The sequence below is a fragment of the Curtobacterium sp. MCLR17_043 genome (assembly GCF_003224215.1).
Taxonomy (GTDB): domain Bacteria; phylum Actinomycetota; class Actinomycetes; order Actinomycetales; family Microbacteriaceae; genus Curtobacterium; species Curtobacterium flaccumfaciens.
The window spans coordinates 44,731-59,371 of record NZ_QKLH01000003.1 but is presented as its reverse complement, the minus strand read 5'-3'; the positions used below and the strand labels follow the sequence as shown (position 1 = coordinate 59,371).

Genomic DNA, 14,641 nt, shown 5'->3' with positions numbered 1-14,641 from the left:
CGGCGCGGGATCACTCGACGTCGACGTCCCGCTTGCCGCGGCGGACGATGAGCGGGTCGGGCTTGCCGATGACGTCGGCGGCCTTGTCCGGGTAGTCGAACTGCGTCAGGAAGTACCGCATCGCGTTGAGCCGCGCGCGCTTCTTGTCGTTCGACCGCACGATCGTCCACGGCGCGTAGCGCTTGCTCGTCCGGGTGAACATCGCTGTCTTCGCCTCGGTGTAGTCCTCCCACCGGTCGAGCGACAGCAGGTCGATGTCGGACAGCTTCCACCGCCGCACCGGGTCGAGCTGGCGCATCGCGAACCGGGTCCGCTGCTCGCGCCGGGTCACCGAGAACCAGAACTTCGTCAGGTGGATGCCGGAGTCGACGAGCATCCGCTCGAACTGCGGCACCTGGGTCATGAACGACTCGTACTCGTCGTCGCTGCAGAAGCCCATCACCCGTTCGACGCCGGCACGGTTGTACCAGGAGCGGTCGAACAGGACCATCTCACCGGCGGCCGGCAGGTGCTGCACGTACCGCTGGAAGTACCACTCACCGCGCTCGCGCTCGGTCGGCTTGCTCAGCGCGACGACCCGCGACGTCCGGGGGTTGAGGTGCTCCGTGAACCGCTTGATCGTGCCGCCCTTGCCGGCGGCGTCACGCCCCTCGAAGAGCACCACGACCTTCTGGCCGGTGTCCTCGAGCCAGTACTGGCACTTCAGCAGCTCGATCTGCAGCAGGTACTTCTGGTACTCGTACTCGTCCCGCGGCAGGCGCTCCGAGTAGGGGTAGTCGTCCTGCCAGGTGAGCACCGGGTTGCCGTGCGGGTCGATCAGCTCCGGGTCGGCCGTCTGACCGTCCGCGACGCTGTACCCCTCGGTCCGCAGCTGTTCGATGTACTCCCGCAACGGCTGCGAGTACGGCGCTGTGTCCACGGTGTCCTCCCTCTGCGAGCCGATCGGCTGTCGGCCCCAGGGCCATCCTGGCCCGGCCACCCGCACGACCGCCCCACGCCTCGCCCTGGACGCGACCCGATGACGGCCTGGAGGCGCGGTGCGGGCCCGCCCCGTGCCTCCCGACCGCATGTGGCCCTTCACAGGCATGATGGGGCCATGACGGACCAGGCCGAGATGATCCACCCCGAGATCGCACCGAGCGGAGACGGGTGCGTCGAGTGCGACGCGACCGGTTCGTGGTGGGTGCACCTGCGCCGCTGCGCGGCGTGCGGCCACGTCGGCTGCTGCGACGATTCGCTCAACACGCACGCGACGCGGCACTGGGAGGAGACCAGGCACGCGGTCATCCAGAGCTACGAGCCCGGCGAGACCTGGGCGTGGGACTACCGCGACGACACCCGCTCCGAGGGGCTCGAGCTCGCAGCACCCACCAGCCACCCCGTGACGCAGGCAGTCCCCGGGCCGGCGGATCGCCTTCCCGGGGACTGGTTGGAACTGCTCGGCGGATCACGCTGATCCGCGGCGGTCGTCAGGTCAGTTCAGCCCGACCTGCGTCGCCGCGTACTCGGCCTGCGGCTGCGTGAACTGGTTCCCTGCGGACGACGTGAGCTGCGCGATGAGGCTCGCACGCGAGAAGCCCATGCCCGAGGACATGTAGCCCTCCGCGGCGGTGACCGCCTGTGCGTTCCAGTCGGCCCCGGCCTTCGCGACGGCGTCCTGGGCCTGCTCCGGGGTGAACTGGTTGCCGGCGCTCGACGTCAGCTGACCGTTCAGGCTGGCCTCGGAGAAGCCCATGCCCGAGTCGAGGTACCCCTTGGCTGCGGCGAGTGCCTGCGCGTTCCAGTCGGCACCGGAGTGGTCGATGGCCCACTGCGCGTCCGCCTGGGCGAACCCGTTGCCCGCGCTCGAGGTCAGCTGCTGGAGCAGGCTGGCGGCGGAGAAGCCCATGCCGGAGTCGAGGTAGCTCTTCGCAGCCGCAGCTGCCTGGAGCTGTCCGACGGTGCCGGATGCCTCGGCGGGCTTCTCGGCGGTCGCCTTCTTGGGGGTCTTCGGCTTCTCCGCCTTCGTCGACTCCTCGGTCGCAGCGGCCGGGCTGGCAGCGGCGACCTCGGTGGCGGCGGGGCCGCCAGGGGCGGCAGAGTCGTCAGAGGAGCCGCTGTAGACGCCCGCGAGCATGCTGCCGAGGATCACTGCGACAGCGCCGACGACGGTCCCCGCGACGGCACGGCGCCCCTTGCGACGGATGCCGATGATGCCGAGCACCACCGCGACGACGCCGAGGAAGATGCCGAACGCGTTGGTCGGCGGAATCACCGCGAAGAGGATCCCGAGGATCCCGAGGACGACCGCTGCGGTGCCGAGGCGGCCTCGTGCCGGACGCGGCTCGGGGGCCGCGGGAACGTAGGCAGGAGGCTGCTCGGTGGGGGTTGTCTCGGGCATGTCGGGTTCTCCGGAAGTTCTGAGGATCAGCAAAGGCGAGCAAACGTTACAACCGGTCCGGACCCCGTTGCACCGTAGAGATCGAGTCAGCTCGGAACCTTGCGCGAACCCGCAGCGATGTGGTTCGGCGACCACCCAGAACTGGGGGACCACGCCGCTTTCGCGGCTCGCGTTCGGCGGACAGGGCAAGAGGAAGAGGCACGGAGCCAGCTGGCTCCGTGCCTCTCGATCGTTCGTCAGGTCAGACGGCGGCAGTCGCCTCGTCGCGGTGTGGGAGCTTCCAGCCCGGACGCACGAAGTGGCAGGTGTAGCCGTGCGGGTTCTTCTCGAGGTAGTCCTGGTGCTCGTCCTCGGCCTCCCAGAACGGGCCGGCCGCGGTGACCTCGGTGACGACCTTGCCGGGCCAGATGCCCGACGCGTCGACGTCCGCGATGGTGTCGAGCGCGACCTGCTTCTGCTCGTCCGAGGTGAAGAAGATCGCCGAACGGTAGCTGCGACCGATGTCGTTGCCCTGGCGGTCCTTCGTCGACGGGTCGTGGATCTGGAAGAAGAACTCCAGCAGGTCCCGGTACGAGATCTGGGACGGGTCGAAGACGATCTCGACCGACTCGGCGTGGTCGCCGTGGTTGCGGTACGTCGCGTTCGGCACCTCGCCGCCGGAGTAGCCGACGCGGGTGCTGACGATGCCGGGACGACGACGGAGGAGCTGCTGCGCTCCCCAGAAGCATCCGCCGGCGAGGATGGCGGTCTCGGTGGTGGTCATGGTGGCCTCCTGGGCTCTCGTGTCACTGGCTGCGACACCGTGTGGTGCAACCGGCAACAGGGACGATCTGTTCCCGTCGTCAGGTCCGCTGTGGGGCACGGACCCACCCGGGTGTGCGGTCGGTACGACTCGACCCTACGAGTCCGTGCTCCGTGTCACCCCTGCGGTACGGTCGTGCCACATGAAGCGGTCATCGGTGCACGACGAAGGCCAGCGCCGTCCCCGCGGTTGGTGGCTGCTCGGACTCGCGTTCTGTTTCCTCGTGTTCCTCGAGGTCTTCGTGGCGATCGGCTCCCTGCCGGGGATGCTCGCCGCGCAACTGGAGCAGTACACGCCCTGCGCTTTCGACGTGACGTTGAGATGTTCGTACGCCGTCGGGGAAACCGCGCAGTTCCTGGTGCCGCTCCTCGCACTCGTCGTCGCGATCACGACCTGGGTCATCGGGGCGTCTGGTGCTCCCACGGTGCGGCGACAGGTGCTGATACCCACGATCGGCCTCGTGGTCATCGTCCTGATCTTCGTACTCGGCGTCGTCGCGATCGATCTGTCGATCAGATGACCGTCGTCAAGCGAACTCGCCGCCACACGCTCCGGAGGACCTGATGCCGTTCACTGCAGAAGAAGCCGCCGAGCAGTCGGCGATCCTGGCGGACCTCCGAGCGCTGGGGTACGACTTCTCGAACCTGTCCGCCTTCGCTCAGTCGGGTATCCGGTACAAGGACGCGGTACCGACGCTGATCGAGTGGCTAGGGAAGGCGCGGACGCCGATGATGCAGCGGGTAATCGCTCATGCGCTGACGAACCCGTCGGCAAAGGGCACGGCCATGCCTGCGCTGATCGGGGCGTTCCACAACTTCACCGACGAAGCGGATACACGCTGGGCGGTGGGGGCCTCGATCGAATCGGCGTACGTGGACACGTACTTCGACGACGTGGCAGCTCTCGCGCTCGACCGGAAGTACGGCGATGCTCGCCAGATGGTGGCCCTCGCGCTGGGGAAGTCGAAGCGGCCCGAAGCGGTCGATGTCCTCCTGCAGCTCATGGACGACCACGACATCAGCGGGCATGCGGTCTTCGCACTGAGCAAGCGGCCGAACCCGCAAGCGCGCGAGGCCTTCGAGGAGAAGTTGACCGACGACCGCCCGTGGGTGCGGAAGAAGGCTGCGCTCGGGCTGCGGAAGATCGGATGAAGCGCGCCGCGCTTGCGAAAGGAACCGTAGGAATGCCGGATGACACCGTCGTCACGCACGACAACCCAGTGCTCGGAGTCGAGAAGGTCGTCCGTGTGGAGCTTGATCCGTCGTGGGACCCGATCCGCTACGAAGACCTGACGATCATCGTCCTCGACGACGGCCGCAACGTCGTCAGCTGCGTCCCCTTGTTCGCGAAGGACGTCCATCTCGGAGACATCATCGACACGGTCGAGGACACTTCGACCGGACAGCTTGAGTACGGAGGTCGTGTCGAACGGGGACAGTCGTGGGTCTTCAGGATCAGCCCTCGTGATGCAAGCGCCTTCCGCATCGCTCACCAGGTCATCCACGAATTCGGCGGCGCCGTCGAGACGTGGGGCTCGATCACAGGAGTAGCGATCCGAGGGGATGCGGCCGCCGACCAGTTCGCGGACCGGTTGCAGCGGCTGGAAGACGACGGACTCATCGAGTACGACACCGCAGAGCGCTGAGCGGGCGAACGTGTCATGGGGTGGCGAGTCCCTGACGCGGGACAGCATCCGATGCTCGCGGCCCCGCACCCGGCGAACGATCGACCGGTTCCGGACACCGACCTGGAGGCGCGACGTACTGCCGCTGTTGTCGCGGCTGCGGGGCTACTGTCGCGCAGGGTCTCACCAGCTCCTGCGCGGGCCTGGGTTGAGACGAAGCTCCTCAACCATCCACCATGAGAGACAGCCGGTCGTTCAGCAGCACGCCCGTCGGGGCTCACACGCTCAGTTGAAACACCGAAGGGGCCACGACAGGAGGTTGTCGCGGCCCCTTCCGATCGCGTCAGGCCTGAGCGGCCGCGAGGACTTCCTTCGGCAGCACCTTGGTGGCACCCAGAACCTCGATCCCGAGGAGCAGCCCGTTCTCGTCGAAGTCGAGCGTCACCTCCCCGAGCTCGCCGGGAGTAGCCACGGAGTGCAGCTGCCGTGCACCAGCTACGTCTGCGATCTCGTCGACGGAGCTGTACGCCGCCTCCACGGTCTGGTCGTAGGTGATGCGCATGGTCTAGCCCTTCGTGACAGTGATGACGTTGCCGGTCTTGTTGTCAACGATCACCCGAATCTTGTTTCTACCCGAGCCCTGCGTGAAGACGGAGGTGCCCTTGTTCCCCGCCGTCTTCTTGACGATCGGCTGTCGAGACGCAGAGAAGCCCGGGCACAGGTGCTGCGGCGGGGCTCTTGCCTGTTCTATTGGAAGAAGGTGGCCCTCGCGCTGGGGCCGTCCTCTGTTAATGCACACGGAAGGCGCGGTACCAGCTGGCACCGCGCCTCTCGTGTGGTTCCCGAGTACGTTGCTCAGTCCACCGCGTCGCCGATGGCGGCACCCACGCCGCCGGCCGCGACCACAGCTGCTGCCCACGCCACGGCGGCCGGGGTGGCCGCCACGGGGCGGAGCCCGCGGAATGCGGTCGCGTCATCGGTGTCGAACGGGATGTCGTTGAGCTGTGGGATCTGCTGCATGGTGCTGGTCCTTTCTCGTGGGTCGGGGGTTCAGTTGCCCACGGTCTCTTCGACCGCGTACGCGGCGACAGCCCCGGTGAACACGGAGGTCGCAGCGAGTGCTGCGAGCGGGGTCGCTGCGAGGGGCTGCTCCGGCGCGAACCGCTGCCCGCGGTCGCTGTCGAAGGCGATGTCGGCGATGGTCGTCATGCTGGTGTCCTTCCGTTGCATTGCGTTGATGGCCGGACCACGGTGGTCCGGCCGCCGGTCCTGCGGACCGGGGTCACTCTCGTCGGGCTGAGACGACGAAGACTGCGGCGGCGATGGCGAGGACGACCGGTACCGAGAGCCACACCAGGCCCGGCAGGTCGAACAGGAGTATCGCCACGACGAGTGCGATGAGCACGATGGGGGCTGCGAACCAGAGCGTGGCGCGCGAGTTGACGTTCATCAGGTCTCCTCCTTCGATCGAGCGGACGCCGTCGGCGGAGCCGCGGCTCGACGGGGCTCGTGCCCGTCGGTCATGGGTTCCCGACGAGAGGCGAAGAGCTCCTCGACGGGTACGTCGTCGTCGTGGCCACCGGTGCGCACGATCGCGAACTGCACGGCGTCTGCGCGACCACTCGTCTCGGCAGCCACGGTTCGGCGCACGAAGGCGAGCAGCGCCCGGTAATCTGCTCCGGCTTCGTAGCCGTCTGGCTGTTGCTCAGCGGCGACCAGGAAGCGGCCGATGACGTCGAAGAGGCCCTTGTCGATCCGGCGGCCGGGGAACCAGGCCATGTGCGCGAGGCGGCGCGCGGCGGTCTCCTTCGTCCGGCCCCACTCGCTCACCTCGCCGTCCACTCGGAATCGGTGCAGCAGCTCGAAGTCCATGGACGCCGGTACCGGTGCGAAGAACCTCCAGTTGGGGATCAGCAGGGCAGCTGTGTCCACCTGGCGAACCCGGTCGAATCGACGGTTGGGGTGTTGCCCGATGACCGTGGCGATCAACCACAGTGCAAGTCCTGCGGCCAGCGGCAGGTGGCCTCTGCTGTTCCGCCGGCCCATCACTGCTTCGTTCCGATCATGTCGCGAACCAGTTCGCCGACGCGTCGGACCGGGCCGGAGTGGATGAGCAACCCGTCGTGGGTCGAACGGACGATGGCTCGCTGCCCGGCGTGCTCGCGCGCTACTCGCTGATGGGCTGCGCTCACCGCTGGCTGGAGTTCGTCACTCGTGCTGGCAGTCACGACCAGGACCTGCGTCGCTTTCGGGAATCGGGGACCGGGTCGGTCGTCGAGGAGATCCACCTCCGCCGCCTGCCACTCCGCGCGGCCGGTGCGCCACAGTCGGGCGTTCCGGTACACGGCGCTGAGGTCCTTGGTGGGCGCACCGCGGGCTGGTATCGCCCACGTGGACGCATCGAGCAACCAGCCCCAGCCCGTCCGCAGCGACCACTCCATCAGCGGGAACCCCTCGGTGAGCGACCGGACCGCCGACAAGACATCGTGGTCGGGCTGGTCGATGAATCCCGTGGTCGGGTCGAGCAACACGACTCCGGCGACTTCGCGTCCGAGGGAGGTGACGTGCTGCCGGAGGAGGTACCCGCCGAAGGAGTGTCCGATGAACCAGATTGGCCCGTCTCCGGCGTATCGGTGCACGAGTTCACGCAGGTCGTCCGCATAGCTGCTCAGGGGCGCGGTGGGACTCGTGCTCGCCCCCGTCCCGGGCCGGTCGTAGGTGAGTGTCGCGATGTCATCGCCGAGTTCCGCGATGAGTGGTTCCCAGTACTCCTGGACGGCGACGAGCGAGTTCTCGAACACCACCAGTGGTGCACCTGCCCTCGCCGCCGCCGCCGGACGGTACCGGACGGCCAGCTTCGACCCCGCCGCTGTCTCGACCAGCTCTTGCTGGGCTCTCGGACGCCGGCTCCGCCGAGCGTCGATGACCTGCCGCGCGATCGCCTGGACGCCGACCGCCGTACCGATCGTTCCGAGCACCAGCGGGAACCCGTCGTTGCGGGCGGGATGGGTCGACGTGCGATCTGCCGTCACGAAGAGGACCGCGGGCTGCAGAGCGAGGAACGCGGGCAGGAAACGACCGAGTCCCATCGTCGCGGCGATGGTGAGGTGCATACCCGCGATCGCCGCCAAGTAGGCGACCCGCATTCTCGGTCCCGAGACGAAGACCACCGGGAAGGCGCACTCGAGGATGAGGGTCGCAACCTCACCCGTTCGAGCAAGGGCCGGCCGGTCCCGGAGGGTCCGCCACATCACCTCCGAGCCGTACGTCCTCGTCCGCATGACTCCCAGGAGCGCGGACCCGTTCCGCCAGGGCGCTCCGAGCAACTTCACCCATCCGGACACGAGGTACGACAGCGTCGCTTGGCTCGCGATCGCCCACAGCGCCGTGTCGACGGTGGCGACCCGTCCCGAGCTCCGGGCCACGCCAGAGAGTGCCTGCGTGAAGAATGCGGCTTGGTCGCTGCCGTCGCCACCGTTGTGGTGCAACGGGCCGAGTGCGTAACCGGTGACCACCGTCACAGCGGACGCGGCAGCGCGGACGCGGTTGTCCTTGATCGGCGAGAGGTGGACCAGTGCAGCAGCCACTCGCATCACATGCATCGCGGTCACTACTCGTGGCCGGTACACCTGATCGAGCACGCGCTTGAGTGGTTCGTTCCGGACCAGCGCCGACCCTCGCAAGACAGCCCAGTCGTTCAAGCCGCCCGATCGCCGGTTCTCCGCGTTCGCGAGGTGTTCCAGGCTGCCGAGCAGCACCACGAGCGCTGAGGCGCGTTCGGTCGCCTCGACCACAGCGGTGCGGTCGGTTGCGCGATCCAGTACGCCGCGCACGACGCGATCGACGATGCGCATCACCGCGCCACCTCGAACTCGATTGTGTAGGTGGGCGACTCCGCGGTGACCGGACCACCGGCCCGGTCTCCGGTCACCGAGCGGACATCGAGACCGACCTCGGCTGCCATGTCAGTCAGGACGTCAACCGGAGTCAGGAGACTCGTCTCGGTCCCGATGATCGTCCGTCCACAGTCGTGCCACAGATGGCTCACCTGCCACAGCCCGGCCTCCTCGTCGAGCATCGAGTAGGTCTGCAGGCCCCGTCCTCTGCCCGGATAGGGAACGAACCAGCTCGCTCGGCGGCGGCCTTCGTGTAGTCCCAGCACCACCTCGGGATTGTGCGTCTCAACCACCAGCCGACCATCGTCTGCGAGGTGTTCACGCGCGGTCGCCAAGGTGGCCCGCTGTTCGTCGCGGCTCAACAGCATCGAGAGCGACGCACACACGCTGAAGACCAGATCGAAACGCCGCTCGAGACGCACATCCGTCATGGACCCCTGGATGAGCTCGACGTCGACGACGGCGTCCTGCGCACCTCGGCGGCACCGTTCGAGCATCTCCGGCGACAGGTCCACCCCGGTGACCGCAACTCCGGCATGAGCAAGCGGAACAGCGATACGACCGGTCCCCACCCCGAGCTCGAGTGCCGTGGTCGGCTGGGACTGCGTCAGCAAGCCGACGAGGTCCGGATCGGGCGGGAACACGTCATCGTAGATCGCCGCGAACTGCTGACCGTACGTCTCCTGCATGGTCTGATCCCCCGATCTCGGACTCCCTCGGCCCTCTTTCAAGACGGTAGACCTGTGCGTCTACTCAGGCCCGAAAAGGCAATCAGTTCTCAGTTTCTTGTGAGCTTGCCTCGGTCCTCTCGCGCTTCCGCTTGATCCAAGTGCCGAGCCCTTGCGCGAACACGACGACCCCACACACGACGAGCACACCGACCAGCACCGGCGTCGGAATCATGTTCAGAGGCCCCTGATTCACGCGATCTTCCGGAGCGGCAACCACCGGTCCGACGACGACGCCCATGATGACGAAAACCGCCCCGAGCCCCATCTCTGCGACTGGATGAGGCGAGTTGAAGAACTTGGCCATCCGACGCGTTCCCATCCTCGAACTTCGCGCACGTGCGAGCGCACGACTGATCGAACCATGGAGTCCCGGTAGCCGGTGGATCACCGCTACACGACAGCTGTCACCTTCGACACCTTCCGTTGCCTACTGCCGTCTGACCAGGGGTATTCCCGTATACCTGTCCCGCAAAAATGCCGGGTGAAGGGGTGCCGAACGCTCCACGCCACCCCGGGCGACGAAGGCCAAGGAACCCGCGCCGACATCCTTCTCGACACCGGCATCGCCGTGACGGTCACGGACGCCCCCGACGACAACCTCGAGCACGAGGACCGGAACTCCGTAGCCGAGATCACGGTGCGTCCGGACGATGGCTGAGCCTCGCCCGTGACTCGGCCGTGTACCGACCGGAGGCGCGGTGCCAGCTGGCACCGCGCCTCCAGTCCGGGTGGGGTCGCGTCAGTTCGCAGTGTCCTCGAGCGCGTCGAGTGCGGCCACGTCCTCGGCGGCCAGCACGAAGTCGACGTCAGCGTTCTCGGCGATGCGTGACGGGGTGGTGGACTTCGGCAGCGGCAGGACGTCCTTCTCGAGCAGGTAGCGGATCGCGACCTGGGCAACGGTCTTGTCGTACTTCGCTGCGATCTCGGCGATCTGCTCGTTCTCGAGCAGGCCGCCGGTGGCGAGCGGGGAGTAGCCCTCGGTCAGGATGTCGTGCTCGCGGTCGAAGGCGGTCGTCTCGTCCTGGGTGTTGCCGATGAACCAGCGGATCTGGTTGGCGTGCGGGACGACGTCCGTGCGGCCGAGCAGGTCCTCGAGGTCGGCGACGGCGAAGTTCGAGACTCCGATGCTCTTGGTGCGGCCGGCGTCGTAGAGCTCCTCGAAGACCTTCCACACCTCGACGTTGCCGTCACGGTGGTCGGAGCCCATGTCGCTCCAGGGCCACGGCGCGTGGATCAGGTACAGGTCGACGTGTCCGAGGTCGAGGTTGTTGCTCGACTCCTCGAAGGCGTCGCGGGCGCCCGAGGCCGTCTTGATCTCGGCCGGCAGCTTCGTGGTGATGAAGAGTTCGTCGCGGGGGATGCCGCTGTCGCGGACGGCCTCGCCGACGCTCGCCTCGTTGCCGTACGCCAGGGCGGTGTCGATGTGGCGGTAGCCGAGGTCGAGGGCGGTCTTCGTGGCGTCGTACGCGTCGGAGCCGGACGGGATCTGCCAGGTGCCGAAGCCGATCTTCGGGATGTGCAGACCGTTGGACAGGGTGAACGTGTCGATGAGTGCGGGCATGCAGCGGACAGTACGCCGGACGGGTTCAGCCACGGTCACGGTGCGGAACGCGGGTGCGCTCGGGCTTGAGCACATTCGGGGAGGAAGTGCCGGTACTCCTCCTTGCGGGCAGCGGTGCTCACTGCGCCGTCGAAGTCGGTCTCCGGAACAACCCCGACTGCGACGTCCCGGTGGCCAATCCCATCGCAGACGGCGACGATGACGCCGTCCGCTCCGTCGGCCTGAGACAGTGTCGCTGGGCGATGGAGCACCTGTGGAGACAGGTCGTACCAGACGAACGCGTCACCGTCCGGGACGAGGGCACCGGCTTCGGTGACCGTCATCCCGACCCGGATCTCCGTGGCGACCGGCGGTGTCAGAGGGGTGCACCCCGTCAGCAACGCTGCCACGAGGGAGCTCGCGAGAGCTGCGGCTTGCTTCGTCATCCGACCAGTCTGCCGCGTGCAACACCGCATGCAGAACATCAGCCATTGTGCAGTCGGTCGCCGGCCATGCGAGGGCGGGGAGGTGCCAACGGGTTGCATGGCGCCCACCTCGAACGGACGGAAGGACGCCCCCATGCCCCTGAACCCCACCGTGCACGACCGGAAGACCGGTGTCACCCCGCCCGGAGAGCCCGGCGGCTTCGAGCTCGCCCTGCTCGACCGCGGCGCCGCCGTGTTGCAGACCTCGGCGCCGCTGCGGGGCTTCGACGTCTACGTGGTCGGGTTCCACTGCGTGAAGGGCGAGCCCGACGTGCAGATGGAGGCGCACCACTTCTGCAAGGTGGTGAACGCCGAGATGCTGCAGTGCGTGCTCTTCGACGGCAACACCGCCGACGCGAACCTGATCGGCATCGAGTACATCGTGTCCGAGCGGCTGTTCGACTCCCTGCCCGAGGACGAGCAGGCGTCGTGGCACCCGCACAACCACGAGGTGTTCTCCGGCGAACTCGTCGCTCCGGGCCTGCCGATCGCGGTGGAGACCGAGCTGATGGGGCACCTGGTGAACTCGTACGGCAAGACCTGGCACACCTGGCACAGCACCCCGATGGGTTCGCAGCCCGCACACGACCTGCCGATCGGTGATCCGATGCTCATGTGGTCGTTCAACCGCGAGGGCGAGGTGGACAGTGCGCTGCAGCAGGACCGGAACCAGGCGATGCGCACCGATCCGGAACCGCGCAAGCAGTCGCGGGCGAAGTACCTGGACCGCGCCCACCCGCAGCGCGGTGTCGGCACGATGCGCGACGCCTTCACGGGCACGACCCCGACCCCGGGCGTCGTCGACGCGGACGACGGACGCCCCTGACCACGGACGCCCCTGACGACGGACGGGAGGCCCGTGGCGGTGTCGCCACGGGCCTCCCGTCCGGTGTGTGCTGCGGTTCAGCGCGCGGTGCGCGTCCCGATCCGGGGCAGGACGAAGCCGAGCACGATCATCGCGACCGCGAGGAACGCGTGCAGGACGTTGTCGGCGCTGTTGAGCGGCACGAAGTTGGCGGGGTCTGCCATGCCGGCGGTGAACAGGCCGTAGACGAAGAGCACCAGGTAGACGATGCCGCCGACGAGCAGGTACAGGCGGGCGGAGGCGGCGCGGCGGGCGGCGACCAGGCCGACGATGCCGAAGAGCAGGTGCACGATGTTGTGCAGGACGGACACCTGGAACGTGCCCAGGAGCAGGGCCATCGAGCTGTGGCCGGCCATCGACATCGAGCCCATGTCCATGGTGAGGCCGGGGATGAAGCCGGCGATGCCGACGATCAGGAAGACGACACCGAAGACGAACGCGCCCCGCTGGGTCCACGTCGAACCGGAGGCGGTGCGTGCGGTTGCTGCGCTGCTGGTCATGATCAGCCCTCTTTTCTGTACGCGCCGCACTGTGCGGCACACATGACATTCGGAGCGCTTCCCCGGTCGGTTTGCAGCGTGACGACTCAGTGCGTTCGGGGGACAACGAGCCTGTGCCCCCGTGCACGAGCACTGCCTACCGTCCACGGCACACCACGACGAGAGGAAACACCATGGCAAGTGGAGTCGCAGCAGTCTGGGTCCCGGTCAGCGACATGGAGCGCGCCGTCGCGTTCTACCGCGACACGCTCGGTCTCACCGTCAAGGACCAGTCCGACGACTGGAGCGAGATCGATGCCGGCGGCCTGATGATCGGCCTGAACGGGCGCGAGTCCGCCAGCCAGGCGAGCGAGGGCGGCGCCGTCGTGTCGTTCCAGCCGGACGGCAGCATCGAGGACGAGGTCGCCGCGCTCAAGGAGCGCGGTGCGGACATCCAGGGCGAGATCAGCGAGCACCCGTGGGGCAAGATCATCCCCTTCAAGGACAGCGAGGGCAACGACCTGCAGCTCTACTCGCCGCCGCAGGGCTGACCCAGCCGGGTGCAGGACGCACCCACGGACGGACTGGAGGCCCGTGGTGACGCCGCCACGGGCCTCCAGTCCGTCCTGCGGCCGGCTACGCGGACCCGCGCCAGACGACCTCCGTCGGCAACAGCAGACCGCGTGGACCGTCGTCCGTGCCGCCGATCTGCTCGAGGACCTGGTGTGCCGCCTGCTCGCCGAGCAGGCGCGCCGGCTGCCGCACCGTCGACAGCTGCGGGTCGCACCGCAGCGCCCAGGCGCTGTCGTCGAACCCGACCACACCGACGTCCGACGGCACGCTCCGGCCGCTGCGCTGCAGGACGTCCATCGCACCGGCGGCGACCGCGTCCGACGCGGCGAACACCCCGTCGATGTCCGGGGCCCGCTCGAGCAGCTCGCGCATGCCCTCGGCGCCGGCGGTGTAGCTGAACAGGGGGTTCCGGGCGACGAGGTCGGGGTCGAAGCGCTCGCCGAGCGCCGCGGTGAAGCCCGCCAGACGGTCCTGGCCAGAGTCGCGGTCGAGCCCGGAGGCGAGCATCCCGATCCGGCGTCGACCGGTGTCCATGAGCCGCCGGGTGATCTGCTCGGCGGCGTCGCGGTTGTCGATGCCGATGTACGAGATGTTCGCGGCGTCGGACGGGTGCCCGACGAAGCACGCGGGCATGCCGATCTCCTCGATCGCGCCGGTGATCGGGTCGCCGTCACGGGCGGACAGCACGATGGCGCCGTCGACGAACCCGCCGCGCAGGTACTCGACCACGCGCTCGCTGTCGCGGGCGGAGTCGACCATGATCGTGACGAGCTGCTGGTCGGCGTCGGACAGCACGGCGTTCGTGCCGATCAGGATGTTGCCGATGTTGGGGTCGTCGAGCACCACGACCGAGGGTTCGTGGACGATGAGCGCGATCGCCCCGGACCGCCGGGTGACCAGGCTGCGGGCGGCGGCGCTGCGCACGTAGCCGACGCGTCGGACGGCGTCCTGCACGGCCTCGCGCGCCTTCGGCGACACGTACGGCTCGTCGTTGAGCACCCGTGAGACGGTGCCGCGGGACATCCCCGCTTCGTCGGCGACGTCCTGGATCGTGGCGCGCTGACGAGCGGATCGGACCTCGGACATGGGGCAACCATATCCGCCGCTGAGGAGCCCTCGGAACGCCTCGCAGTTGACAGGGTGCAGCCGCTGGTGTTTGCTCTGGGAGCGCTCCCAGAAACGTCCGGCCCCGATCGGAAGGTGTGGACTGGGAGCGCTCCCAGAACACTGGGTGGCCTTCGCCGTCGAAGGGGTCGCACGCGACCG

General features: G+C 68.1%; 21 protein-coding genes. 6 read left to right on the top strand and 15 right to left on the bottom strand.

The genetic code is table 11. The features are described from left to right. Positions 1–10: 10 nt before the first annotated feature. Positions 11–919 (bottom strand): polyphosphate kinase 2, encoded by a 909-nt coding sequence (ppk2, locus tag DEJ03_RS03595; protein ID WP_027467245.1) that lies wholly within the window; start codon positions 917–919, stop codon positions 11–13. A 177-nt stretch (positions 920–1,096) separates the two neighbouring features. Here ppk2 and DEJ03_RS03590 point away from each other — a divergent pair, with 177 nt between their 5' ends. After that, complete coding sequence (locus tag DEJ03_RS03590) at positions 1,097–1,456, top strand: UBP-type zinc finger domain-containing protein (protein ID WP_110863543.1); 360 nt, start codon at positions 1,097–1,099, stop codon at positions 1,454–1,456. Positions 1,457–1,474: 18 nt separating this feature from the next. Here the strand turns inward: DEJ03_RS03590 and DEJ03_RS17820 are convergent, their stop codons facing one another. Further along, positions 1,475–2,380, bottom strand: a complete 906-nt coding sequence (locus DEJ03_RS17820; protein ID WP_181422592.1) for an Ltp family lipoprotein — start codon at positions 2,378–2,380, stop codon at positions 1,475–1,477. 241 nt (positions 2,381–2,621) lie between these two features. Beyond that, a complete protein-coding gene (gene msrA, locus DEJ03_RS03580) occupies positions 2,622–3,143 on the bottom strand; it encodes a peptide-methionine (S)-S-oxide reductase MsrA (protein WP_110863542.1) in 522 nt (173 codons plus the stop codon). A 181-nt stretch (positions 3,144–3,324) separates the two neighbouring features. On the opposite strand from msrA, the gene DEJ03_RS03575 reads away from it, so the two are divergent. The 3 genes from DEJ03_RS03575 to DEJ03_RS03565 are packed head-to-tail and all read left to right on the top strand — an operon-like array spanning position 3,325 to position 4,827. After that, complete coding sequence (locus DEJ03_RS03575) at positions 3,325–3,702, top strand: hypothetical protein (RefSeq protein WP_110863541.1); 378 nt, start codon at positions 3,325–3,327, stop codon at positions 3,700–3,702. 43 nt (positions 3,703–3,745) lie between these two features. Next, the gene (locus DEJ03_RS03570; RefSeq protein WP_110863540.1) at positions 3,746–4,333 is read left to right on the top strand and encodes a HEAT repeat domain-containing protein; all 588 of its coding nucleotides are present in this window, start codon (positions 3,746–3,748) and stop codon (positions 4,331–4,333) included. 32 nt (positions 4,334–4,365) lie between these two features. After that, entirely contained in the window at positions 4,366–4,827 is a 462-nt protein-coding gene (locus tag DEJ03_RS03565; RefSeq protein ID WP_181422591.1) for a DUF4265 domain-containing protein, read from the top strand. Between the two features lie 322 nt (positions 4,828–5,149). On the opposite strand, the gene DEJ03_RS03560 is transcribed toward DEJ03_RS03565, so the two are convergent. The 10 genes from DEJ03_RS03560 to DEJ03_RS03530 form a co-directional block, all read right to left on the bottom strand. Next, positions 5,150–5,368 (bottom strand): DUF2283 domain-containing protein, encoded by a 219-nt coding sequence (locus DEJ03_RS03560; RefSeq protein WP_110863538.1) that lies wholly within the window; start codon positions 5,366–5,368, stop codon positions 5,150–5,152. A gap of 293 nt (positions 5,369–5,661) precedes the next feature. Then, positions 5,662–5,826, bottom strand: coding sequence for a hypothetical protein (locus DEJ03_RS17815; RefSeq protein WP_181422590.1), 165 nt, complete (start codon positions 5,824–5,826; stop codon positions 5,662–5,664). A gap of 30 nt (positions 5,827–5,856) precedes the next feature. After that, the gene (locus DEJ03_RS17810; RefSeq protein WP_181422589.1) at positions 5,857–6,015 is read right to left on the bottom strand and encodes a hypothetical protein; all 159 of its coding nucleotides are present in this window, start codon (positions 6,013–6,015) and stop codon (positions 5,857–5,859) included. 73 nt (positions 6,016–6,088) lie between these two features. After that, a complete protein-coding gene (locus DEJ03_RS17665; protein WP_146237639.1) occupies positions 6,089–6,256 on the bottom strand; it encodes a DUF4175 domain-containing protein in 168 nt (55 codons plus the stop codon). Further along, positions 6,256–6,678, bottom strand: a complete 423-nt coding sequence (locus DEJ03_RS03555; protein WP_110863537.1) for a hypothetical protein — start codon at positions 6,676–6,678, stop codon at positions 6,256–6,258. The genes DEJ03_RS17665 and DEJ03_RS03555 overlap by 1 nt, the downstream gene beginning before the upstream one ends. Positions 6,679–6,851: 173 nt before the next feature. Next, the gene (locus DEJ03_RS03550; RefSeq protein ID WP_258370524.1) at positions 6,852–8,660 is read right to left on the bottom strand and encodes an alpha/beta fold hydrolase; all 1,809 of its coding nucleotides are present in this window, start codon (positions 8,658–8,660) and stop codon (positions 6,852–6,854) included. Next, entirely contained in the window at positions 8,660–9,391 is a 732-nt protein-coding gene (locus DEJ03_RS03545) for a bifunctional 2-polyprenyl-6-hydroxyphenol methylase/3-demethylubiquinol 3-O-methyltransferase UbiG (protein ID WP_110863535.1), read from the bottom strand. The genes DEJ03_RS03550 and DEJ03_RS03545 overlap by 1 nt, the downstream gene beginning before the upstream one ends. An 82-nt stretch (positions 9,392–9,473) precedes the next feature. Then, positions 9,474–9,737 carry a hypothetical protein gene (locus tag DEJ03_RS03540; protein ID WP_110863534.1) on the bottom strand — a complete coding sequence of 88 codons (264 nt, stop codon included), beginning with the start codon at positions 9,735–9,737 and terminating at the stop codon, positions 9,474–9,476. Between the two features lie 435 nt (positions 9,738–10,172). Then, the gene (locus tag DEJ03_RS03535; protein ID WP_110863533.1) at positions 10,173–10,994 is read right to left on the bottom strand and encodes an aldo/keto reductase; all 822 of its coding nucleotides are present in this window, start codon (positions 10,992–10,994) and stop codon (positions 10,173–10,175) included. 35 nt (positions 10,995–11,029) lie between these two features. Beyond that, the gene (locus tag DEJ03_RS03530) at positions 11,030–11,419 is read right to left on the bottom strand and encodes a hypothetical protein (RefSeq protein ID WP_146237637.1); all 390 of its coding nucleotides are present in this window, start codon (positions 11,417–11,419) and stop codon (positions 11,030–11,032) included. 133 nt (positions 11,420–11,552) lie between these two features. Here DEJ03_RS03530 and DEJ03_RS03525 point away from each other — a divergent pair, with 133 nt between their 5' ends. After that, positions 11,553–12,284 carry an OBAP family protein gene (locus DEJ03_RS03525; RefSeq protein ID WP_110863531.1) on the top strand — a complete coding sequence of 244 codons (732 nt, stop codon included), beginning with the start codon at positions 11,553–11,555 and terminating at the stop codon, positions 12,282–12,284. Between the two features lie 77 nt (positions 12,285–12,361). On the opposite strand, the gene DEJ03_RS03520 is transcribed toward DEJ03_RS03525, so the two are convergent. After that, positions 12,362–12,823, bottom strand: a complete 462-nt coding sequence (locus tag DEJ03_RS03520; protein WP_110863530.1) for a DUF4383 domain-containing protein — start codon at positions 12,821–12,823, stop codon at positions 12,362–12,364. A 173-nt stretch (positions 12,824–12,996) separates the two neighbouring features. Here DEJ03_RS03520 and DEJ03_RS03515 point away from each other — a divergent pair, with 173 nt between their 5' ends. Further along, on the top strand, positions 12,997–13,353 hold the full coding sequence (locus tag DEJ03_RS03515) for a VOC family protein (protein WP_110863529.1): 357 nt from the start codon (positions 12,997–12,999) through the stop codon (positions 13,351–13,353). Between the two features lie 85 nt (positions 13,354–13,438). Here the strand turns inward: DEJ03_RS03515 and DEJ03_RS03510 are convergent, their stop codons facing one another. Beyond that, positions 13,439–14,461, bottom strand: a complete 1,023-nt coding sequence (locus DEJ03_RS03510) for a LacI family DNA-binding transcriptional regulator (RefSeq protein WP_110863528.1) — start codon at positions 14,459–14,461, stop codon at positions 13,439–13,441. Positions 14,462–14,641 lie beyond the last annotated feature (180 nt).